This is a genomic window from Anabaena sp. CCY 9613 (assembly GCF_963920895.1).
Classification (GTDB): Bacteria; Cyanobacteriota; Cyanobacteriia; order Cyanobacteriales; family Nostocaceae; genus Cyanocohniella.
In genome coordinates this window covers 340,465-360,593 of sequence record NZ_CAWUDE010000003.1, presented here as the reverse complement: position 1 = coordinate 360,593, position 20,129 = coordinate 340,465, and the positions used below count along the sequence as shown (strand labels likewise).

The following is a 20,129-nucleotide window of genomic DNA, read 5'->3' as shown; positions in this document are numbered from 1 at the left end:
CCCCATGATTAACGATGATTTTGTTTTGATTCAAAAAAGAGCTTGTAAGATATCCACGCCAACGCAGCAATAATCATAATTCCTGCTACTGCTGAGGCTATTTTCACAGCTACCAATGCAACGACACCGAAAGCAAATAATTTTCCACCCAGAATCAGTTTTTTGACCCACGGTTTCTGGAAATTATGCGGTTGATGTTTCACAGTTTTCTGAAAAGGCGCATTGGGTGTATGGATGTCAGATTCCATCTCTCGAAGTCGTAATTCCACTTCTCGTTCTCGCAGTATGCGTTCCCGTTGCGCTAGTTCTTGATGGTGATCATCTTGAGATGTCATTGGTCTGCACTCCACCTAAGACAATGAAATAATACAGCTTTCACAAAATAAATTATTTGTATATTAACTTACTTGAATTTTTATCAGCCTCAGTAAAAATCCTCCCTAAGCCGTTTTTTCTGGTCAATTTTTCGGTATATAAAAAAGCTGTAAGTTAGATCCCAGAATTTACAGTTGTTTTCCAGAAATCTGATCATAAATATTGATATTTATTTTTCTGGAGTTACCCTCTAGCCCCTAGCCTAAGCACCTCTATTGTCCAAACAACGTAGTAGGATTATTCAAGTAGAAGGGTTTACCTTGCGAGGTGAGTAGCCATCACTAGCTAGTAAACGCCCTAAAATTAGAGCAAAAGAAGATTCCTCAAACAAGCAAGCACACTCCATGCGTATTTCTCTTAACTGGCTGCGGGAACTAGTAGAAATCAAACTTAGCCCGGAAGAATTAGCCGAAACCCTGACAATGGCTGGGTTTGAAGTAGAAGATATAGAAGATCGCCGCACTTGGGCCAATGGCGTTGTTGTGGGGAAAGTGCTGGAGCGTCAACCCCACCCCAATGCTGATAAATTAAGTGTGTGCCAAGTGGATGTTGGTGCATCTGAGACTTTAAATATTGTCTGTGGTGCTGCCAATGTCCGGGCAGATATATATGTGCCAGTGGCAACTACAGGCACTTATTTACCGAATATCGATTTAAAAATTAAACCTGCAAAGCTCCGAGGTGTGCCATCCCAAGGCATGATTTGTTCGTTAAAAGAACTCGGTTTACCCACTGATATAGATGGAATCCATATTTTTTCCCAGGAAAATTTACCCTTGGGTGGTGATGTGCGTCCGTTGTTGGGTTTGGATGATGTGATTTTAGATGTGGCTACTACCGCTAACCGGGCTGATGCCTTGAGTATGGTAGGGATAGCCCGGGAAGTCGCGGCTTTGACTGGTGGTAAGTTAAGTATTCCTGAATCAAGTGAAATATCGGTTCCCCAAGGTACAGGTAATTTAGCTTTAAAAATTACAGAAAAAGTAGCTTGCCCTGCCTACATTGGTACAGTTGTTGAACAAATCAAAATTGCCTCATCTCCTGAATGGTTACAACAACGCTTACGGGCTGCTGGTGTGCGACCAATTAATAATGTAGTCGATATTACCAACTATGTTTTGTTGGAATGGGGGCAACCACTACATGCCTTTGATAAAAACCGTTTACAATCTGTTGCGGGGAGTGAAAATTTAACAATAGGCGTGCGTTTTGCTACGTCTGGGGAATCTTTCAAAACCTTGGATGGGCAAACTCGCAACCTGTCAACCCAAAATTTGTTAATCACCGCTAACGACAAACCCGTGGCTTTGGCGGGAGTCATGGGTGGAGAAGAAACAGAAGTCCATGACGGTACTCAAAGCTTAGTTTTAGAAGGCGCATTATTTGATTCTGTTGCCATTCGTCGTTCCTCCCGTGGTGTGGGGTTAAGAAGCGAGTCTTCTGGAAGATACGAACGGGGGGTAAATCGGGCTGAATTGGAAGTAGCCTGTAACCGTGCTTTATCATTGATTAGCGAACTAGCTGATGGAGTCATTGTCCAACAGCAAATTGCCGATACCCGCCCAGATCCATCTACTTGGAGTCGTTCTATTGCTCTGCGTTTAGACCGAGTAAATCAGGTGTTGGGGCCAGTGGATTTGGGAGAAGATACAGGCGAAATCACCGAAGCTGATGTAGAACGCATCTTAACAGCACTAGGATGTCGAGTGACTTCCGCCGGAGAAAAAACTTGGACGGTGACAGCACCACCTTATCGTTACCGCGACTTAGAACGGGAAATTGACTTGATTGAAGAAATCGCCCGTCTTTATGGCTATGACCGTTTTTGCGATACTTTACCAGACAAGTCGGAAGCGGGCTATTTATCCATAGATCAAGAATTGATCCGCAAATTGCGCGCTTGTCTGCGGGCTGAAGGGTTAACAGAAGTCATCCACTATTCTTTAGTCAAGCCAGGGGATGACAGACAGATAGTGTTGAGTAACCCGTTATTTGTAGAATATTCGGCACTGCGAACTGACTTGATATCTGGGTTGATTGATGCCTTTCAATATAACTTAGAGCAAGGTAACGGATCACTGAATGGTTTTGACCTGGGGCAAATTTTCTGGCAAGAGGAAGACGGCTTGCAAGAAACAGCCGCCATCGCCGGGATCATGGGAGGCGATTGCACCGTTGGTAAATGGTCAAAAGGCAATAAAGAACAGCCCATGACTTGGTTTGACGCTAAGGGAATTTTAGAAAGCGTATTCCAGCAATTTAATTTGCCAGTGGAATATCAACCCGATCGCCGTGACGAACGTTTACATCCAGGACGCACAGCTTCTCTGTGGGTGGGAGGAAACAGACTCGGTATCTTTGGACAAGTTCACCCCCAACTACGTCAAGACAAGGGTTTACCAGATGCAGTTTACGTATTCCAGCTAGATTTAGACGTGCTTTTAGATGCACTTGATCAAGATGATATGCTTGTGCCTAAATTTCATCCTTATTCCACCTACCCAGCAAGCGATCGAGATATTGCCTTTTTTGCACCAGTGAATATCTCTGTTGCTGACATTGAAAAATCCATTAATAAAGCTGGCAAAGGTTTGCTGGAATCTGTGGAATTATTTGATGAATATCGCGGCGAAAACGTCCCTCAAGGTCAACGCAGTTTAGCATTTCGCTTAATTTATCGGTCAAGCGATCGCACTCTTACTGAAGCAGAAGTGGAGCCTGTACACAATAAAGTCCGCGAAGCCTTAGTAGAAAAATTCGGCGTTAACCTGAGAAGTTAATTCACAAAAATTTGGGGTTTGGGATTGAATCTAAAATCCCAAATCTCAAACTCTGAGTGCAAAGTTTTGTGGTTAATTTAAACTAAACTACTGCTACGGGATAAATAGCCGCCCCACCCCTAAATAAATCTCAATTATCAAGCTCATTTATTTTAAAAGCACTCTATGAGCTAAGTTTTTTCCTAAAGGAACTATTTTTTTTAATAAGAATATTTTTATTTAAAGTTATTTCTACTCCATCAGAAACAAAAATCAATAAAGGCAGAATTGAAATAATAAACAATACGCTTGATATTTTTAAAGAAATGCTATTTTTTGTTTTATTTTTTTCACTTATAAACCCTTCTTCCAATAGTTCATCTATTGGTAAAACGTCTGAATAGTCTATTTCTTCATCAGACATCTCAAGTAATTTTTTATGTCTTTCTTGTATTGACATTTTAATTGAAAACTTATTGTTTTTCATAAAGAAAACGCTCAGTTTTGTTAGCTTTTCTTGCAGAAATTATTCTGATAAAACCATCCCTTGCTGTATGAACAACTACTACAATAATAATTGAGTTAATTGAACTCAGATTAATTTTACCAATAGAAATTTCTCTTATTTCTCCATAATCCTTTCTATTATCTAGGAAATTCCGCCTACTTTCATCATCGAAGACCTGTGATGCTTCATTAAAATCAATTCCATGTTTCTCTATATTAATTTTATTCTTATTTTCATCCCACTGAAAACGAGCCATTACGATAAATTAATTTATATTTTTTCATATAAAGTAAAATGTATCACATTTAATATACACAATTTTCCTGAGATTATTTCAAGAAATTATCTATTTTCCCTTTTCCCTTTGGAGGGCATCCCTGAATATTGGATTATGATTATAGACTATGCAGCATTGGATGGACGTAATTTTATTGGCAATCCTCAACAACCAACAATCTGTGTAAGTAGGACACCGTAAATAATTAAACGTGAGCGAGTTCGGTGAGGACTTTAGTCCTCAAATAAGCGCTAGAGCCGCTGACTAGGAAATGAATTTTAATTATTTTACATTGCTTAACATAGATTGATTTTTTCTCGCCGACTTACTTATGTCATTTGGTGGATGGAGAATATCAGATAAGTAAGTTTCGAGACAGCGATGGCATTGTGTCCCCAACTTTTCCCGAATTAGATTTTACAGCAAACCAGATTTTCCCAGCTGGTATGGTATAGTTTTCAATTAAAAATCAGAGTTGAATTTACTAGGAGTAATTAATAATTGTGCCTAAATACATCATGTGGGGAACTTACTGTGAAAACGTTCTCGAAAAACGTGACCCTTACCGTCAAGCACACTTAGACGGATTAGCAAAACAGAAAGAATCCGGTGTACTGATTACTATTGGCCCTACCAAGGATGTCACCAAAGTGTTTGGCATTTACGAAACCGAAGACGAAGCCACAGTGCGCCAGTTGATTGAAAATGACCCCTATTGGAAAAATGGCATCTGGACTGAATATTTTGTGAAAGAGTGGATTCAAGCTTTTTAAATACCTCACAATTTATGAACCATCTTTAACGCTTTCTGTCAATGTGTCAGTTTAATTACTGTCCACTAAATTAGCAAAGAACATCTCGAAAATCACATGATAATTTCCCGCTTTTAGTAGATGCGGTTAAAATTTCGCTAATGTAAATATCAGAAGGTTATCAGTTGTTGTATAACCTAAAAAATCAGTTGTTTAACAACTGCAAAACATTAAATTTTTCAACAAGGCACTACCATGAATCAAATCTTAAAACGTACACTTTTACCCAGCCTCATGGCTGCAAGTTTAACTGGTATTACTTTAGTTCCTGCTCAACAGGCTGCGGCTAACACAATGCTCAGAGATATCGGTACTGGAGCCGCTACTAGTGCAGCATCGGGAGCTATTAGAGGATGTGGCTCTTTACTCAATAATGCAGTGAAAGGTGCTGCTGCTGGCGCTGCTGTCAATGCGGCTAATGGCAACAGACAAAACCGCAGAAACCCCAACATAGCTAGAAATGCGGGAGTTGGCGCAGTTGCTAGTACTGTAACTGGTGCAGTTATTGGCAATTGTAAAGATCCTCTAGGCAATGCTGTGGATGGTGCGGCTGCGGGTGCAGTTATCCATATCTTGAACAACAACACCAGATAAGTTTGAATTTGTCATTAAATGACCCAACTTTGGATTTTGGATTTGAAAATAATTCAAAATCCAAACCTGTAAATCAATTTTCCAGACTGATTCGCTTGTAGTAAGAGCTACCCTACGGGTTCTGCGAAGCAGTACAGTCCTGGTTTTATGCAACTTCAATGCTCATTAGCTTATTTCCTCACGCACCAAAGTTGCTAACTTCTGCGCTGCGCCACTTTCGCCACGGGCGCTGCGTAGCTTATTTCGCATATCATCCAACTTTTCTGGATGAGTCAAAAAGTCTAAAAACATTTCTGCTACATCTTGGGGTTGGAGTTTACCTACCAGTTCTGGTACTATCTCCGCTTTGGCCCAAATATTAGGCCAAGCTAATAAACCTTTGCGACTTAACACTAGCCAGTTAATTGCTTTTGCAAAAGTAGAACCCACAACAGGCAAATTAGCTAATAACCCTGGTAAACCATCCCAAGAACGCATAGCATCAAGTTGCTGAGTTGGGATGACAACAATCATCGGCACAGCTAAAGCACCGAGTTCAGCTGTGTTCGCACCTACTGTAGTTAAACAGATACTACAGTGAGATAATAATTCATGGGCGGGATTTTCTCTGCACAACTCTACACACAAACCTGTTTCTGTTTTCAGAATAGGATTGTCTGACTCTACTAAGACAGCAGAGGAACTACCAAAAACTTTGACAAAAGGGTTTTTTCCAGGGTCAGCAAAACTAGCTAACGTTGGTAAATCCAAAGTGGGTGCTACCGGAATCACAAACTTAGTTTGGGGTCTTTTTGCATGGATACATTCGGCAACAGCCAAGCATAATGGCACTCCTTGAGATAATTTTGCTGCTTTTGACCCTGGTAGTAAACCAATTATTTCAGTATTTAAGGTTGTGTTTTGAGTAATGTTTGTTTGTGCTTCTACCATCAAATCTCCCACAACCGTAAACTTGTGGGCATACTTTGGGGAAACTCGTTCAGACACTTTTGCCTGCATCACGCCAAAACGGTCAATCCAGTTATGCCAACGGGCATCCCATTCGGCGTAAACTACTGTGCGATATCCCAGTTTTTTGCCAATGACTACCGGGAAAATTTGATCACCACCCAGGAAAACAACTACACCGCGATCGCGCCAATCCCAATTTTCCCATGTTTTACCCCACAGCAAAAACTGCCAAAAATGCTCTGCTGCTTGTACTCGATCCACTTCTGGATAACTCAGAGCGATCGCACCTTCTTTTCCACTAGCATTAGGACAAGGTGACAACACCACAGAAATCCTCATCTGAGAACGATCATCACCGAGTTCTTGCCGCAAAGCCTTGACAACTGGACGCACCCATGTGGTTATCTCCCCAGGGCCATTGGAGAGAATCAAAATATCAACTGCTTCAGTCATTGGTCAATAATTCATTAGTTATTTTATTTTCTCCCCCACTCCCTACTCCCCATTCCCCACTCCCTAATTATTAAGAAAATGTTACACAAATGTGAGTAAACACTTTTTTATTTTGTCAAGTTTTATAAATAAATATTTATTTTTTTATATCGATTTGTGTCATATAGACCACAAAATGCTCAATTGGTAAGGTTTTTCTGATAAAAAATTCATATTGCCGAAAAAACAAGAAGTAAATCTGACGGCGGATGTCGCTCAGAACTTCAGTTAGAGAACACGCATCAAAGGAGCCTATCTGCATGTTCACACACGTCAAGTCCACCATTAGACATATTGCGCCTGATAACTTACGCGGACGTAATTTAATCAAGGTGGTCTATGTCGTGCTTGAGTCCCAGTACCAAAGTGCATTGTCGCAAGCTGTTAGCACGATTAACTCGAACAATCCCAACCTGGCCATTGAAATCAGTGGGTATTTGATTGAGGAACTCCGAGATCCTGAGAACTATCAAGAGTTCAAAAGGGAGATGGAGACGGCTAATATCTTTATCGCCTCACTTATTTTTATAGAAGACTTAGCACAAAAAGTAGTTACTGCTGTAGAACCACACCGCGATCGCCTGGATGTTTCTGTGGTGTTCCCATCAATGCCAGAAGTCATGCGCCTGAATAAAATGGGTAGCTTTTCTTTGGCACAATTGGGTCAATCGAAGGGTGCGATCGCTCAATTCATGCGGAAACGCAAGGAGAAATCAGGCGCAGGATTCCAAGATGGAATGCTAAAGCTGCTACGAACCCTACCCCAAGTATTAAAGTTCTTGCCAATGGAAAAGGCACAGGACGCTCGACATTTCATGCTCAGTTTCCAGTATTGGCTGGGAGGTTCACCAGAAAATCTGGAAAACTTCTTGTTGATGCTGGCTGATAAATATGTATTAAAAGATGTAGACAAACAAAGATTTGCATCTCCTACATATCAAGCGCCAGTTGTCTATCCCGATATGGGGATTTGGCATCCTTTGGCGACGACTATGTTTGAGGATGTGAAAGAGTACCTGAACTGGTATACAGCCCGCAAGGATATTTCGAGCGATCTTAAAGATCCCTTGGCGCCTTGTGTAGGGTTAGTATTACAACGCACCCACCTAGTTACAGGTGATGATGCTCATTATGTAGCCATCGTCCAGGAATTGGAATCACTCGGTGCCAAGGTAATTCCTGTATTTGCTGGTGGGTTGGATTTCTCCAAACCCGTGGATGCTTACTTCTATGAACCGGCGACTAACACAACGCTCATAGATGCAGTGGTTTCTTTGACTGGTTTTGCTTTGGTGGGAGGCCCAGCAAGACAAGACCATCCCAAGGCTATTGAATCACTCAAACGCCTAAATCGTCCTTATATGGTGGCGTTACCCTTAGTTTTCCAAACCACCGAAGAATGGTTAGATAGTGACTTGGGGTTACATCCAATTCAAGTGGCTTTACAAATTGCCATTCCCGAATTGGATGGAGCCATTGAGCCGATAATTTTATCAGGTAGAGATGGGACAACAGGTAAGGCGATCGCTCTCCAAGATCGCGTAGAAGCAGTAGCCCAAAGAGCATTAAAATGGGCTAACCTGCGCCGTAAACCCAAACTAGACAAAAAAGTTGCCATTACCGTTTTCAGCTTCCCCCCAGATAAAGGTAATGTAGGCACAGCCGCTTACTTAGATGTATTCGGTTCCATCTATGAAGTATTAAAAGGGCTGCGAAATAACGGCTACGACGTCCAAGACGTTCCCGAAAGCGCCCAAGCTTTGATGGAAGAAGTCATTCATGATGCCCAAGCCCAGTATGCTAGCCCAGAACTCAACATTGCTTATCGGATGTCCGTACCAGAATATGAGGCACTCACCCCATATTCTCAACGCCTAGAGGAAAACTGGGGGCCACCGCCAGGACATCTCAACAGCGATGGACAAAATCTGCTGATTTACGGTAAACAATTCGGTAATGTCTTCATTGGAGTGCAACCCACATTCGGTTACGAAGGTGACCCCATGCGGCTATTGTTCTCCCGTTCTGCTAGTCCTCACCACGGTTTTGCTGCTTACTACACCTACTTAGAGCAAATTTGGGGCGCAGATGCAGTGTTGCACTTTGGCACACATGGTTCCTTGGAATTCATGCCAGGTAAGCAGATGGGGATGTCGGGAGACTGTTACCCAGACAACTTAATTGGCTCAATTCCCAACCTGTATTATTACGCAGCCAATAACCCCAGTGAAGCGACCATTGCCAAACGCCGCAGTTACGCCGAGACAATTTCTTACCTAACACCGCCCGCAGAAAATGCAGGTTTATACAAAGGTTTGAAAGAACTCAGCGAGTTAATTGCTTCTTACCAAACATTAAAAGATAGTGGGCGCGGTATTCCCATTGTCAATACCATTATGGATAAATGCCGCATTGTCAACCTGGATAAAGACATTAATTTACCGGAAACCGATGCCAAAGATATGACCGCCGATGAGCGCGATCGCATTGTTGGTAGCGTCTACCGTAAGTTAATGGAAATTGAATCTAGGTTGTTACCTTGTGGATTGCACATCATTGGTAAACCACCAACAGCCGAAGAAGCAGTAGCTACCCTAGTAAACATTGGTAGTTTAGACCGCCAAGAAGAAGAAATTCTCAGCTTACCCCGCATCATTGCCAACAGCATCGGGCGTGACATAGACGACATTTACAAAAACAGCGACCTCGGTGTTTTAGAAGATGTCCAACTACTGCAAGATATCACCCTAGCCACCCGTGAAGCAGTGGGCGCACTAGTCAAAGCCCAAACCGACGCTGAAGGACGTGTTTCTTTAGTTTCTCGGTTGAACTTCTTCAACATGGGCAAAAAAGAACCTTGGGTAGAAGCATTGCATCAAGCAGGTTATCCCAAAGTTGACCTAGAACCCCTCAAACCACTGTTTGAGTATTTGGAATTTTGCCTGAAACAAGTTTGTGCAGATAACGAACTCGGCGCATTACTCCAAGGCTTAGAAGGTGAATATGTTCTCCCTGGCCCTGGTGGTGACCCCATCCGCAACCCGGATGTATTACCCACAGGTAAGAATATCCATGCCCTTGACCCCCAATCAATCCCGACATCAGCCGCAGTTCAATCAGCCAAAATCGTTGTAGATCGGCTATTGGCACGTAACAAGGCTGAAAATGAGGATAAATGGCCAGAAACCATCGCCTGTGTCCTCTGGGGAACCGATAACATCAAAACTTACGGTGAATCCCTAGCGCAAATCATGTGGATGATTGGTGTGCGTCCAGTTCCCGATGCCTTGGGACGGGTGAACAAGTTAGAGTTGATACCTCTAGAAGAATTGGGAAGACCCAGAATTGATGTAGTCATCAACTGTTCCGGTGTATTCCGCGACTTGTTCATCAACCAAATGAATCTGCTAGACCAAGGCGTGAAAATGGCTGCTGAAGCCGACGAACCTTTAGAAATGAACTTTGTTCGTAAACACGCTTTGCAACAAGCCGAGGAAATGGGAATTAATCTGCGTCAAGCAGCGACTCGCGTCTTCTCCAATGCTTCTGGTTCCTACTCGTCAAACATCAACTTGGCGGTTGAAAACAGCACTTGGGATAGCGAAGCCGAGTTACAGGAAATGTACCTCAAACGCAAATCATTCTCCTTCAATTCCGATAACCCTGGTGTCATGGATGAGTCACGGCAGATTTTTGAAACTTCTTTGAAAACTGCTGATGCAACTTTCCAAAATCTTGATTCTTCGGAAATTAGCTTGACAGATGTTTCTCACTACTTCGACTCAGATCCTACCAAGTTAGTGGCAAGTCTGCGTGGCGATGGCAAAAAGCCAGCATCTTACATTGCAGACACCACCACAGCCAATGCACAGGTACGGTCATTATCCGAAACCGTGCGTTTAGATGCGCGTACCAAATTATTAAACCCCAAATGGTACGAGGGAATGTTATCTCACGGTTACGAAGGCGTGCGTGAACTTTCCAAGCGATTGGTAAACACCACTGGTTGGAGTGCGACAGCCGGCGCTGTAGATAACTGGATTTATGAGGACACCAACGAAACCTTCATCAAAGATGAAGAAATGCAAAAACGGTTGATGAATCTCAACCCCCATTCGTTCCGCAAGATTGTTTCCACTTTATTGGAAATGAATGGTCGCGGTTATTGGGAGACTAGCGATGATAATTTAGATCGTCTGCGCGAGTTGTACCAAGAAGTCGAAGACCGGATTGAAGGGATAGAATAACCTTCGATGTAGAGGCGTTCTAAAGAACGCCTCTATTTTTTTACCCGTTTTTACAGATTATCAAGAATGCAGTAAATCTAAATAAGCAATATAATTATGGATATGTATGCCTGCTAAAGATGTTTTTCATCAAGTTGTTAAAACAGCTTTACATAAAGATGGTTGGCAAATTACAAATGACCCACTGACAATTAGTGTGGGAGGAGTTAGTCTTTCTATTGACTTAGGTGCAGAAAAGCTGATTGCCGCAGAACGAGAAGGACAAAAAATTGCAGTAGAAGTGAAAAGTTTTTTACAACAATCGTCTGCTATTTCAGAATTTCATACAGCATTAGGACAGTTTATTAATTATCGAGGTGCATTGAGAAGGTTACAACCGGATCGTGTTTTATATTTAGCAGTACCTTTAACAACTTACAAAACATTTTTTCAACTAGATTTTCCTAAAGATATGGTATCAGAAAATCATGTCAAAATGCTTATTTATGATGTAGAAAGAGAGGTGATTTTCCAATGGATAAATTAACTCGATATCGTCAGCTTGTACAACAAATATTACAGGAATATAGTGAGCAAAGACCAGCTTACGGAAATATAGAAGTAGAGAGAATTTTTGATACCGAACGTGACCATTATCAAATAGTTCATGTCGGCTGGGAAGGAGAAAATTGGGTACATAGTTGTATCATTCATATTGATATTAAAGGCGGCAAAATTTGGCTTCAATGGAATGGTACAGAGGATGACATTGGTGCTAATTTGGTAGCGGTTGGGGTTCCCAAGGAAGATATTGTCTTAGGTTTTCAGTCTCCTTTTATGAGGCAATTTACAGAATATGCTGTCAGTTAGGAGATGTTTTGAATATCTTCAAGCTGACTTAATATTTTCTAGGACAGGCATCTTGCTTGCCTTCATTTTTTAATCTGGAATATCACCATGAATGCTTTAACCATCAATCTCAAACCAGCAGTGGAATTGACAGATGAGCAATTTTTTCAGATATGTCAGGCAAACCGCGACTTGAAATTTGAACGCACTGCTACGGGAGAATTAATTATCATGCCACCAACGGGAGGAGAAACGGGAAATCGGAATGCGGGTATAACTGCTCAACTTTGGATTTGGAATGAGCAAAATAAACAGGGTATAGTTTTTGATTCTTCCACTTGTTTTAAATTGCCTAATGGTGCAGATCGTTCTCCTGATGCTTCTTGGATAAAGTTGGAAAGATGGAATGCTTTAACTGAGGAGCAAAAAGAAAAGTTTCCCCCGATTTGTCCTGATTTTGTCGTTGAATTACTTTCCCCAAGTGATAGTTTGAAGGTTGCACAGGAAAAGATGAGGGAATATATGGATAATGGTGTACGTTTAGGTTTATTAATTAATCGTAAATCTCGGCAAGTTGAGATTTATAGACAAGGAAAAGATGTTAAGGTTTTGGAGTCTCCTGCTACGGTATCAGGAGAAGATGTGTTAAATAATTTTGTTTTGAATTTGGGGATGATTTGGTAATCTTGTAAAAATATTCAATACACTAAAATAACTGTATTGTTAGTTTCAAATTAAACATTTGATAAATCATTGTTTATGTGGTGGGCTTAACTTTACTCAACCCAACCTACTAGCGCGTCTAGTCTAATTTGTTGGGTTAAATAATCAATGATCATGATTTAATTTTGTTTTTTCAATCTGATGAATGCAACATTTTTACTTTGTCACGCCACTACAATTATCTGCGGTAATTACTTGTACTCATCGGCCAATTTTTTTAATGATGTTAGTAGCCGATTTGTACGATCCATAGCATCTATTATTTTTTGTTTTAAATCATGTGCATTATTTATAATTGAAAAATTACCTTGTGCAATAGCAATCTTTTCTGCCATATTTACGTCATCAAGGGCTGCTTGGTAATTTGCCAAGACATGGTAATTAATCGCTCTACTTATATAAGTATCAGCATGATCCGGTATAATAGCAAGTGCTTTAGTAAAGCACTCTATTGATTTTTCATGTTCATGCAAATCCGTATAAGCATAACCCAAATTAAAATAAACATCCCTATAATTAGGATTAATATTTATTGCACAAAGATAATCTTGAATTGCTGTCCTATAATTTCTTGTACCCAAATATACATTACCACGTTCAAAGTAATATAAAGGGTTTTCTGGTTCTAATTCTATTGCTGTATCGAAGTTACTGATTGCTGTGTTCAAGTTTCCACGAGTAGATGCTGCTATGGCCGCTTCATAGTAAAACTTACTGTTCATTTGACTCGACTCTATTGAATATTTAGTTAATTGTTAACCTGAATACTTACGATACCAAATTAAGCTCTCCTTAAAGTAAGCTTAATACAGTAATTGTTGTTTTTAAATGTGATGAGTGCGATTAATTTATAATTCTGTTACTGGTTTTTGAACATATGGTTTCCAAAACTCTATTAGCTTTTTAGCTAAGGTTAATGCATCTATTGTTTCCCTTTCCAACTCTTCTGCTTCTTTATCACTTAAATAGATTATAAGAGGCTCATAAAATACCCCCGGCTCAAAGACATCTTCCTCAAAAACTCGGTATCTTTCAGTTTCTATAATGGAATTATGGCGGTGATCCTTAAGATGGAAGTGCTTTGCACCATTTGCAAGATGAGATGTAATTCGCAAAATGGCGTGTTTGCTAACTAAATCTCGCTTACCAAGCCAATCTGGTAGGTGTTCTGCTGTAACAAATAGGTTATACGCAACTCTTGCGTCTTGATAAGAACGCTCAAGGTCTTGTAAATCTTGTTCCAGTTTTTTAAATAAATCGTAAGCAGTATGTAGTTCAAAAAAGTTCATAAACGAATTTTAAAATATCTAAACATAGCAATGTTAAAAATAATCTCAGTATTTAACAACGGTATAATTACGCAAAATTATAACAAGCAAGTTTTTTAATTAAGCTAGATAGAATACGATGGCTGTTTGGGGAATGTGAGGAAATACGATCGCTTTTAGAGGGTGTTTGGGATGAGCGATCACTATTTGAATATTTATGAGAAATCTGGGTAACGCCAAGCTTACCGAAGTTGATCGCTCTTTGAAAATATGCGGAGTGCGATCGCAACATTAAAAATACTCAACCTATAAATTGATTTAAAACCAACACTTTTAACCCTGGTAAAGAAGGTAAACGTGCATCATTTGTTAAGAAGAAAGATGCCCCTCCATAAATAGCAGTAGCCATCTGAATAGCGTCAGGTGTTCTCAAATTATAATCTGCTCTTAGTTTGGCAGCATTTTCAGCAATAATTGGAGAAACTTCGATGGTTGTCAAACCTTGAGAATTAAAAAGAATATCACGATATTGTTGAGATAATATTATATTTCCTTGTCGTAACGGATAAACTAATACTTCAGATATCGTTATCACCGATGTCACTACACTAAACTCACCCCTCAAAATCTCTTCAAAGGAAGCATTTATAAGTTCCAAATAATGAGGATTTTCCTCAATAAAATAAATCACTGGTGCAGTATCTAAACCTATTACTTTTCCCTGTAAACCAATTAACCATTCCATGAATCACGTTCTTGATTAACATATCCTTGAGCGTCAATTTCATTCCAGATGTCTTTACCTAAACCACGTAATTCTAGAATGCTGCGTTTTGGCTTAGGTATCATCGTTACCAGTTGACGGATTGAACTTGATAAATCTTCAACTAGCTTGAGTTGTTCTTCAGGAGTCAGGCTTTTAGCTTGCTCAAGCACATCTTGATAATTAGACATATATTTTTGTTTATCTTGTTGTTATCCTAATTTAATAAGTTATCACCGCTATCTCCATTAAATTCAGCAATTTTAAAATTTGCTTCCGTTGACTGTTGATTTCCAGAAAACATACCAAACTGCATTATTTGCTTTTGTTGATGTGTTTTAAAGTCTAAAAAAGTCACACTAACACGACTTTCTGAAATTTCACCTGGTAATTCTCTAAGTTCTACTTTGCCGTTTTTGTAAATCCCTTCAATTGATTGAAACATAATTGTATTATTCTCAAATTTTGCTGATTATTTCAACTCAAATTATAACAATACCCCAGGGGTTAATCTCCCTGACCACAGGTGTAGCCTGTGGTAGACATGGCTCTGTTAGGCATCGAAGCATAAAATTAAAACATTACCATTGAGTTTCTACTACCCAGCACTCCAACATGGATTTATTGCGATCGCTACCGCTCGGATTATACTTAGAACAGCCACAAACTTGGCTACACAAGCTCGACCCACGGGTGAAAATTGCTTGGTTAATGAGCTTTCTCACTAGTTACAGTTTTGCCAATAACCAATGGCGCATACTGTTGGTAGCACTATTAATTCTTTTTACTTTAATTGCTCGCATTCCCCGCCGAGTCTGGCAAAAGCAAATGGGCTGGCTATTAATGCTCTGTTTTTTTGTGTTAGTGATTGCATCTATCAGTCCTGATGGTTTGGGTATAAATTATCAACCACGATTACCAGTAAACGAGCAAGTCTTAACTCAGCCAATAAATGCTAATGATGCCAACACTGTTCCAGCCACAACTAGTAATCAAGGCTATAGCTATGTCCTGTTTCACCAAGGGCCAGTTAAAGTTACACGCCGTTCGTTTGATTTGGCAGTGCGCCTGAGTACAATTATCTTTACCGTAATTTACAGCAGTAACTTATATCTCCTCACCACAGCGCCTGAAGAAATTACTACAGCCATAGAAAGCTTAATGCAGCCCTTGCGACGGTTGAAAATACCTGTAACTGAAATTACTTTAACTTTAACTTTGTCCTTACGATTTATTCCCTTAGTTCTTGAAGAAGTGCAAAACTTAATTCGCTCTATCATGACCAGGGCCATAAACTGGAAAAAACTGGGGTTGAAGGGAGCAGTCAAGGTTTGGATGATAGTAGCCGAAAGACTATTAGAAAATCTCTTATTACGGGCAGAACAAATGGCTAGCGCCATGATGGTACGCGGCTTTACTAGCCCCAACGAACATCAAGTCAAATGGCACGAACTACGACTCAAAGCACGAGATTGGCTAGCGATCGCAATCTTAACGTTATTTTGGGGGGCAAGGTTAGTTCTAGGCAATATGGCGTTTTAAAATAGTGTTGAGATGGGTAACAAAAAGAAATTTTTGTTAAGTGATATTACAAAGCTTGCAAAAATATTGAGAAATTACCTGCTATTCAAACATGGTTCTAACGTAGAACCTATAAGAGAGACTTGAGGTAAATATGATGAATAAGAGCAATATTCAAAAATATCGGTTTGTTTGTACCCTGACCTTTGGTGATATCTACGGTCAGATCATGATTTGGTTAATCACAATTACTCTGAGTTTGGCATCAGCCTTAGCATTGATGGGTGCGAAACGGCCTGTGTATGCCTTAGTAACCGTAGGTCTTATCGTTCTGCTATCGCTGCCATTTTTATTGTTTGCATTCGTCACGACATTGTTAAATCATATTGAAGTCATGCCGATGGAATCAACAACTAAGACCGAACCTATCCCTGGCAATATTTCTCAGCAACAACCAGTACAGGCAACTAGCTGACTATTAATCATCAAATTTTCCTCTAAAAAAAATATCCAGTCAGTAGGGTGCATTGTCGCGTAGCGCAAAGCACCATTTTTATCCGAAATGTCGTGTCATGGAAGTGTATCCATACTCACGTTTGAAAATGTCATGTACCCTATCAACTAATCTTTGTTGGTAGGGATTTTTTTTCAAAATGCATTTAACTCACTGCTGGATGAATTACATCTCTACAATAGAACAGCAGCTTTTTGCAGTCAGGGGCTAGTTATGCTGGAACATGATGTGATAATTGTCGGGGGTGGATTGGCGGGATGTCGCGCTGCTGTGGAAATTGCACGCACTGACCCCAGTTTAAATATTGCTGTGGTAGCTAAAACTCACCCAATTCGTTCGCACTCGGTGGCGGCTCAAGGTGGTATGGCGGCGTCGCTGAAAAATGTTGATTCAGAAGATAGTTGGGAAGCACATGCGTTTGATACTGTCAAGGGTTCTGACTATTTAGCAGACCAAGATGCCGTAGCTATTCTTGCCCAAGAAGCCCCAGATGTGGTGATTGATTTGGAACACATGGGTGTTTTATTCTCGCGTTTGCCGGACGGTAAGATTGCCCAAAGAGCTTTTGGGGGACATTCCCATAACCGTACTTGCTACGCCGCTGACAAGACTGGTCACGCGATTCTACACGAATTAGTGAACAACCTGCGGCGTTATGGGGTGCAAATTTATCAAGAATGGTACGTCATGCGCCTGATTTTAGAATCAAATCAGGTCAAGGGTGTGGTAATGTTTCACCTGCTAGACGGACATATAGAAGTGCTGAGGGCCAAGGCGGTGATGTTTGCCACTGGCGGGTATGGTCGCGTTTATAACACCACGTCTAATGATTATGCCTCTACAGGTGATGGCTTGGCTATGACAGCCATCGCAGGTTTACCTTTAGAAGATATGGAATTTGTGCAATTTCATCCTACTGGCTTGTATCCGGTGGGGGTACTGATTTCCGAAGCAGTGCGCGGGGAAGGAGCGTATTTAATTAACAGTGAAGGCGATCGCTTCATGAAAAACTATGCACCCAGTCGCATGGAACTAGCTCCTCGTGATATTACCTCACGGGCGATCGCCTATGAAATTCGTGCCGGTCGGGGGATTCATCCTGATGGTAGTGCAGGTGGACCCTTTGTCTATCTTGATTTGCGGCACATGGGCAAAGAAAAAATCATGAGTCGCGTTCCTTTTTGTTGGGAAGAAGCCCATCGTTTAGTCGGTGTAGATGCTGTAACTCAACCAATGCCCATTCGCCCCACCAATCACTATTGTATGGGTGGTATACCTGTAAACACAGACGGTCAAGTCCGCAGCAGTGGCGATAATTTAGTTGAGGGCTTCTTTGCTGCTGGGGAAACAGCTTGCGTGTCTGTACATGGTGCCAATCGCCTCGGTAGTAATTCGCTATTAGAATGTGTAGTTTATGGTAAGCGCACTGGGGCGGCGATCGCTCAATATGTACAAAATCGAAAGCTACCAGACATCGACGAGCAACTTTACGTTAACGAAGCCCAGCAACAAATCCAAGCCTTACTCGAACAATCAGGAAAATATCGTATTAACCAAGTGCGTCAATCTTTCCAAGATTGCATGACTGAGCATTGTGGCGTTTTTCGCACTGAAGAATTGATGCGCCAAGGATGGCAGAAAATAGATCATTTGCAACAGAAATATTCTGATATTTATTTAGATGATAAAGGTAGTTGTTGGAATACAGAATTAGTAGAAGCCTTAGAACTAAAAAGTTTAATGGTAGTAGGACAAACAATTTTAGCCTCAGCCATAAATCGTCAAGAAAGCCGTGGCGCCCATTTCCGTGAAGACTATCCCCAAAGAGACGATACTAATTTTCTCCAACACACTATGGCTTATTATTCACCAGCAGGTATCGATATTCAATATCGGCCAGTGGCAATTACCATGTTTGAACCAAAGGAGCGAAAATATTAAAAATTGCCAATAAACCCCTATGAAAAGCGATAAGACTACCTCTAAACCCTTTGGTTTTAATAGTTAAGTTGGAGTAATTCAAAGTTCACTTTCTAGTAAAAACAAAAAAGTCATGAGAACAATGATTGCTCAATCTACCCTGTCATCAGTTTTTGGAGCTGCACTAGCTTTTTCTAGCATCGTGCCCATACCTGTCCAAGCTCAAACTAACTGTCCTACAGTCGAAGAAGGCGATATTGCCCAACTCTTCGACCGCTGGAATGCGTCTTTACAAACGGGTGATCCAGATGCAGTTGTCCAAAACTATGCCCAAGATGGTGTTTTATTACCGACAGTTTCTAATCAAGTGCGAACAAATCATGATGAAATCAAAGATTATTTTGTCAAGTTCTTGGCACTGAAACCCGAAGGTAAAATTAATCAGCAAAACATTCGTGTTTTTTGTGGTCTTGCCATCAATTCAGGCATTTATACATTTAATGTGACTCAAGATAATCAAGCCGCACAAGTCCAAGCAAGATATACATTTGTGTATCAAAAAATAGATGATAACTGGGTAATAGTCGAGCATCACTCTTCAGCTATGCCAGAAGTAATTGGTGTTAGCGCTCATAAATAATCTGCTAACCCAGCAAAATACAAAGTTGGTCAAGCGACGCTGAAACTAGCTTGACTGCTACCGCGTAAAGATGTACAATCCAAGCACTCGAAGGGGAGTAGCTGCTGGCATTAAAGAAATTTCCGTGCCAGTACATCTGAATCAACATGCTGGTGATGAGCCTGGTTCAGATGACAAATAACAAATATTTGGCAGCGAGACCTTCACTAAAGTTTGCACAAAAAAGTGTGTGAGCTTCTGTGAAGTGTTTTTGCTCTCATTGAAGCTCCATACAGGTAAAAAATCCTTGGGAGTTTTAGAGAGTGTTAACAGCATTTACCGCAGGTTTATTACTAATTACAGTTTCAGAACTAGGAGATAAAACATTTTTCATTGCTGTCATATTAGCGATGAAACACTCACGCAGACTGGTGTTCATGGGTGTAGCATCGGCTTTAGCGGCGATGACAATTCTGTCAGTGCTATTCGGGCAAGTAGTATCTTTATTACCAAAATTTTATATTCATTACGCAGCGATCGCTTTATTTATAATCTTTGGGATTAAGTTGTTATACGCAGCAAGTAAAATGCCCGCCTCCACATGTGACACAGAAGTTGTAGACGAAGCCAAAGCAGCCGTAGAAAAGGCCGATTCCCAACTATCAAAGAGACAAACCCCATTAACAATTTTTCTAGAAGCCTTTGCCCTCACATTTGTAGCAGAATGGGGCGATCGCACACAAATTGCCACAATTGCCCTAGCAGCCAGCCACAACCCCATTGGAGTCGCAGCAGGAGCCGTATTAGGACATGCCATTTGTACTGCGATCGCCGTCATCGGCGGTAGAATCATCGCCGGGCGCATTTCCGAACGTCAACTCACCTTTGCCGGCGGATGCTTGTTTCTGCTCTTTGGTATCCTCGCTGCGGTGGAAGGAGTGTGAGGGATTGGGAAAAA

Annotated in this window: 21 protein-coding genes and 1 pseudogene; 13 read left to right on the top strand and 9 right to left on the bottom strand. The window is 40.9% G+C overall.

Annotated elements, in window-relative coordinates; translation table 11 throughout:
* Window positions 1-8: 8 nt before the first annotated feature.
* Complete coding sequence (locus tag ACM0OT_RS05360) at window positions 9-335, bottom strand: hypothetical protein (protein WP_414563356.1); 327 nt, start codon at window positions 333-335, stop codon at window positions 9-11.
* Window positions 336-719: 384 nt separating this feature from the next.
* On the opposite strand from ACM0OT_RS05360, the gene pheT reads away from it, so the two are divergent.
* On the top strand, window positions 720-3,155 hold the full coding sequence (pheT, locus tag ACM0OT_RS05355; RefSeq protein WP_414563354.1) for a phenylalanine--tRNA ligase subunit beta: 2,436 nt from the start codon (window positions 720-722) through the stop codon (window positions 3,153-3,155).
* A 163-nt stretch (window positions 3,156-3,318) separates the two neighbouring features.
* Here pheT and ACM0OT_RS05350 read toward each other — a convergent pair whose 3' ends face one another.
* Together ACM0OT_RS05350 and ACM0OT_RS05345 are read right to left on the bottom strand one after the other, a co-directional pair.
* The gene (locus ACM0OT_RS05350; RefSeq protein WP_414563353.1) at window positions 3,319-3,594 is read right to left on the bottom strand and encodes a hypothetical protein; all 276 of its coding nucleotides are present in this window, start codon (window positions 3,592-3,594) and stop codon (window positions 3,319-3,321) included.
* 13 nt (window positions 3,595-3,607) lie between these two features.
* Window positions 3,608-3,898 carry a BrnT family toxin gene (locus ACM0OT_RS05345; protein WP_414563351.1) on the bottom strand — a complete coding sequence of 97 codons (291 nt, stop codon included), beginning with the start codon at window positions 3,896-3,898 and terminating at the stop codon, window positions 3,608-3,610.
* 111 nt (window positions 3,899-4,009) lie between these two features.
* Here ACM0OT_RS05345 and ACM0OT_RS05340 point away from each other — a divergent pair.
* The 3 genes and pseudogenes from ACM0OT_RS05340 to ACM0OT_RS05330 form a co-directional block, all read left to right on the top strand.
* Window positions 4,010-4,105: pseudogene (locus ACM0OT_RS05340) on the top strand (Uma2 family endonuclease); the annotation flags it as partial.
* Window positions 4,106-4,422: 317 nt separating this feature from the next.
* Window positions 4,423-4,692, top strand: coding sequence for a YciI family protein (locus tag ACM0OT_RS05335; protein ID WP_414563349.1), 270 nt, complete (start codon window positions 4,423-4,425; stop codon window positions 4,690-4,692).
* A 234-nt stretch (window positions 4,693-4,926) separates the two neighbouring features.
* Window positions 4,927-5,325, top strand: a complete 399-nt coding sequence (locus tag ACM0OT_RS05330; protein WP_414563347.1) for a hypothetical protein — start codon at window positions 4,927-4,929, stop codon at window positions 5,323-5,325.
* 165 nt (window positions 5,326-5,490) lie between these two features.
* Here ACM0OT_RS05330 and ACM0OT_RS05325 read toward each other — a convergent pair whose 3' ends face one another.
* Window positions 5,491-6,729, bottom strand: a complete 1,239-nt coding sequence (locus tag ACM0OT_RS05325; protein ID WP_414563345.1) for a lipid-A-disaccharide synthase — start codon at window positions 6,727-6,729, stop codon at window positions 5,491-5,493.
* A 299-nt stretch (window positions 6,730-7,028) separates the two neighbouring features.
* On the opposite strand from ACM0OT_RS05325, the gene ACM0OT_RS05320 reads away from it, so the two are divergent.
* From ACM0OT_RS05320 to ACM0OT_RS05305, 4 genes are all read left to right on the top strand, one after another.
* Entirely contained in the window at window positions 7,029-11,015 is a 3,987-nt protein-coding gene (locus ACM0OT_RS05320) for a magnesium chelatase subunit H (protein WP_414563344.1), read from the top strand.
* Window positions 11,016-11,121: 106 nt separating this feature from the next.
* Window positions 11,122-11,541 (top strand): XisH family protein, encoded by a 420-nt coding sequence (locus ACM0OT_RS05315; protein WP_414563342.1) that lies wholly within the window; start codon window positions 11,122-11,124, stop codon window positions 11,539-11,541.
* The gene (locus tag ACM0OT_RS05310; protein ID WP_414563340.1) at window positions 11,529-11,864 is read left to right on the top strand and encodes a XisI protein; all 336 of its coding nucleotides are present in this window, start codon (window positions 11,529-11,531) and stop codon (window positions 11,862-11,864) included. Before ACM0OT_RS05315 ends, ACM0OT_RS05310 begins: the two co-directional genes overlap by 13 nt.
* A gap of 87 nt (window positions 11,865-11,951) precedes the next feature.
* Window positions 11,952-12,527, top strand: a complete 576-nt coding sequence (locus ACM0OT_RS05305; protein ID WP_414563339.1) for a Uma2 family endonuclease — start codon at window positions 11,952-11,954, stop codon at window positions 12,525-12,527.
* Between the two features lie 230 nt (window positions 12,528-12,757).
* Here ACM0OT_RS05305 and ACM0OT_RS05300 read toward each other — a convergent pair whose 3' ends face one another.
* The 5 genes from ACM0OT_RS05300 to ACM0OT_RS05280 form a co-directional block, all read right to left on the bottom strand.
* Window positions 12,758-13,288, bottom strand: coding sequence for a tetratricopeptide repeat protein (locus ACM0OT_RS05300; RefSeq protein WP_414563337.1), 531 nt, complete (start codon window positions 13,286-13,288; stop codon window positions 12,758-12,760).
* Window positions 13,289-13,414: 126 nt separating this feature from the next.
* On the bottom strand, window positions 13,415-13,855 hold the full coding sequence (locus ACM0OT_RS05295; protein ID WP_414563336.1) for a hypothetical protein: 441 nt from the start codon (window positions 13,853-13,855) through the stop codon (window positions 13,415-13,417).
* A 280-nt stretch (window positions 13,856-14,135) separates the two neighbouring features.
* Window positions 14,136-14,579, bottom strand: a complete 444-nt coding sequence (locus ACM0OT_RS05290; RefSeq protein WP_414563334.1) for a type II toxin-antitoxin system VapC family toxin — start codon at window positions 14,577-14,579, stop codon at window positions 14,136-14,138.
* Window positions 14,567-14,788 carry a hypothetical protein gene (locus tag ACM0OT_RS05285; RefSeq protein ID WP_414563332.1) on the bottom strand — a complete coding sequence of 74 codons (222 nt, stop codon included), beginning with the start codon at window positions 14,786-14,788 and terminating at the stop codon, window positions 14,567-14,569. The genes ACM0OT_RS05290 and ACM0OT_RS05285 overlap by 13 nt, the downstream gene beginning before the upstream one ends.
* Window positions 14,789-14,814: 26 nt before the next feature.
* Complete coding sequence (locus ACM0OT_RS05280) at window positions 14,815-15,042, bottom strand: hypothetical protein (RefSeq protein ID WP_414563330.1); 228 nt, start codon at window positions 15,040-15,042, stop codon at window positions 14,815-14,817.
* A 170-nt stretch (window positions 15,043-15,212) separates the two neighbouring features.
* Here ACM0OT_RS05280 and ACM0OT_RS05275 point away from each other — a divergent pair, with 170 nt between their 5' ends.
* The 5 genes from ACM0OT_RS05275 (at window position 15,213) to ACM0OT_RS05255 (ending at window position 20,115) form a co-directional block, all read left to right on the top strand.
* Entirely contained in the window at window positions 15,213-16,139 is a 927-nt protein-coding gene (locus ACM0OT_RS05275; protein ID WP_414563328.1) for an energy-coupling factor transporter transmembrane component T family protein, read from the top strand.
* 136 nt (window positions 16,140-16,275) lie between these two features.
* A complete protein-coding gene (locus tag ACM0OT_RS05270; RefSeq protein ID WP_414543293.1) occupies window positions 16,276-16,593 on the top strand; it encodes a hypothetical protein in 318 nt (105 codons plus the stop codon).
* A gap of 252 nt (window positions 16,594-16,845) precedes the next feature.
* The gene (locus ACM0OT_RS05265; RefSeq protein ID WP_414563326.1) at window positions 16,846-18,573 is read left to right on the top strand and encodes a succinate dehydrogenase/fumarate reductase flavoprotein subunit; all 1,728 of its coding nucleotides are present in this window, start codon (window positions 16,846-16,848) and stop codon (window positions 18,571-18,573) included.
* A 112-nt stretch (window positions 18,574-18,685) separates the two neighbouring features.
* The gene (locus tag ACM0OT_RS05260) at window positions 18,686-19,192 is read left to right on the top strand and encodes an SgcJ/EcaC family oxidoreductase (RefSeq protein WP_414563325.1); all 507 of its coding nucleotides are present in this window, start codon (window positions 18,686-18,688) and stop codon (window positions 19,190-19,192) included.
* Window positions 19,193-19,494: 302 nt separating this feature from the next.
* Window positions 19,495-20,115, top strand: coding sequence for a TMEM165/GDT1 family protein (locus tag ACM0OT_RS05255; RefSeq protein WP_414563323.1), 621 nt, complete (start codon window positions 19,495-19,497; stop codon window positions 20,113-20,115).
* Window positions 20,116-20,129 lie beyond the last annotated feature (14 nt).

What these genes read in the sequence shown, in the direction of transcription:
- ACM0OT_RS05360 (WP_414563356.1), bottom strand. Translation starts at nt 335, where the DNA reads ATGACATCTCAAGATGATCACCATCAAGAACTAGCGCAACGGGAACGC.
- pheT (WP_414563354.1), top strand. Translation starts at nt 720, where the DNA reads ATGCGTATTTCTCTTAACTGGCTGCGGGAACTAGTAGAAATCAAACTT.
- ACM0OT_RS05350 (WP_414563353.1), bottom strand. Translation starts at nt 3,594, where the DNA reads ATGTCAATACAAGAAAGACATAAAAAATTACTTGAGATGTCTGATGAA.
- ACM0OT_RS05345 (WP_414563351.1), bottom strand. Translation starts at nt 3,898, where the DNA reads ATGGCTCGTTTTCAGTGGGATGAAAATAAGAATAAAATTAATATAGAG.
- ACM0OT_RS05330 (WP_414563347.1), top strand. Translation starts at nt 4,927, where the DNA reads ATGAATCAAATCTTAAAACGTACACTTTTACCCAGCCTCATGGCTGCA.
- ACM0OT_RS05325 (WP_414563345.1), bottom strand. Translation starts at nt 6,729, where the DNA reads ATGACTGAAGCAGTTGATATTTTGATTCTCTCCAATGGCCCTGGGGAG.
- ACM0OT_RS05320 (WP_414563344.1), top strand. Translation starts at nt 7,029, where the DNA reads ATGTTCACACACGTCAAGTCCACCATTAGACATATTGCGCCTGATAAC.
- ACM0OT_RS05315 (WP_414563342.1), top strand. Translation starts at nt 11,122, where the DNA reads ATGCCTGCTAAAGATGTTTTTCATCAAGTTGTTAAAACAGCTTTACAT.
- ACM0OT_RS05310 (WP_414563340.1), top strand. Translation starts at nt 11,529, where the DNA reads ATGGATAAATTAACTCGATATCGTCAGCTTGTACAACAAATATTACAG.
- ACM0OT_RS05305 (WP_414563339.1), top strand. Translation starts at nt 11,952, where the DNA reads ATGAATGCTTTAACCATCAATCTCAAACCAGCAGTGGAATTGACAGAT.
- ACM0OT_RS05300 (WP_414563337.1), bottom strand. Translation starts at nt 13,288, where the DNA reads ATGAACAGTAAGTTTTACTATGAAGCGGCCATAGCAGCATCTACTCGT.
- ACM0OT_RS05295 (WP_414563336.1), bottom strand. Translation starts at nt 13,855, where the DNA reads ATGAACTTTTTTGAACTACATACTGCTTACGATTTATTTAAAAAACTG.
- ACM0OT_RS05290 (WP_414563334.1), bottom strand. Translation starts at nt 14,579, where the DNA reads ATGGAATGGTTAATTGGTTTACAGGGAAAAGTAATAGGTTTAGATACT.
- ACM0OT_RS05285 (WP_414563332.1), bottom strand. Translation starts at nt 14,788, where the DNA reads ATGTCTAATTATCAAGATGTGCTTGAGCAAGCTAAAAGCCTGACTCCT.
- ACM0OT_RS05280 (WP_414563330.1), bottom strand. Translation starts at nt 15,042, where the DNA reads ATGTTTCAATCAATTGAAGGGATTTACAAAAACGGCAAAGTAGAACTT.
- ACM0OT_RS05275 (WP_414563328.1), top strand. Translation starts at nt 15,213, where the DNA reads ATGGATTTATTGCGATCGCTACCGCTCGGATTATACTTAGAACAGCCA.
- ACM0OT_RS05270 (WP_414543293.1), top strand. Translation starts at nt 16,276, where the DNA reads ATGAATAAGAGCAATATTCAAAAATATCGGTTTGTTTGTACCCTGACC.
- ACM0OT_RS05265 (WP_414563326.1), top strand. Translation starts at nt 16,846, where the DNA reads ATGCTGGAACATGATGTGATAATTGTCGGGGGTGGATTGGCGGGATGT.
- ACM0OT_RS05260 (WP_414563325.1), top strand. Translation starts at nt 18,686, where the DNA reads ATGAGAACAATGATTGCTCAATCTACCCTGTCATCAGTTTTTGGAGCT.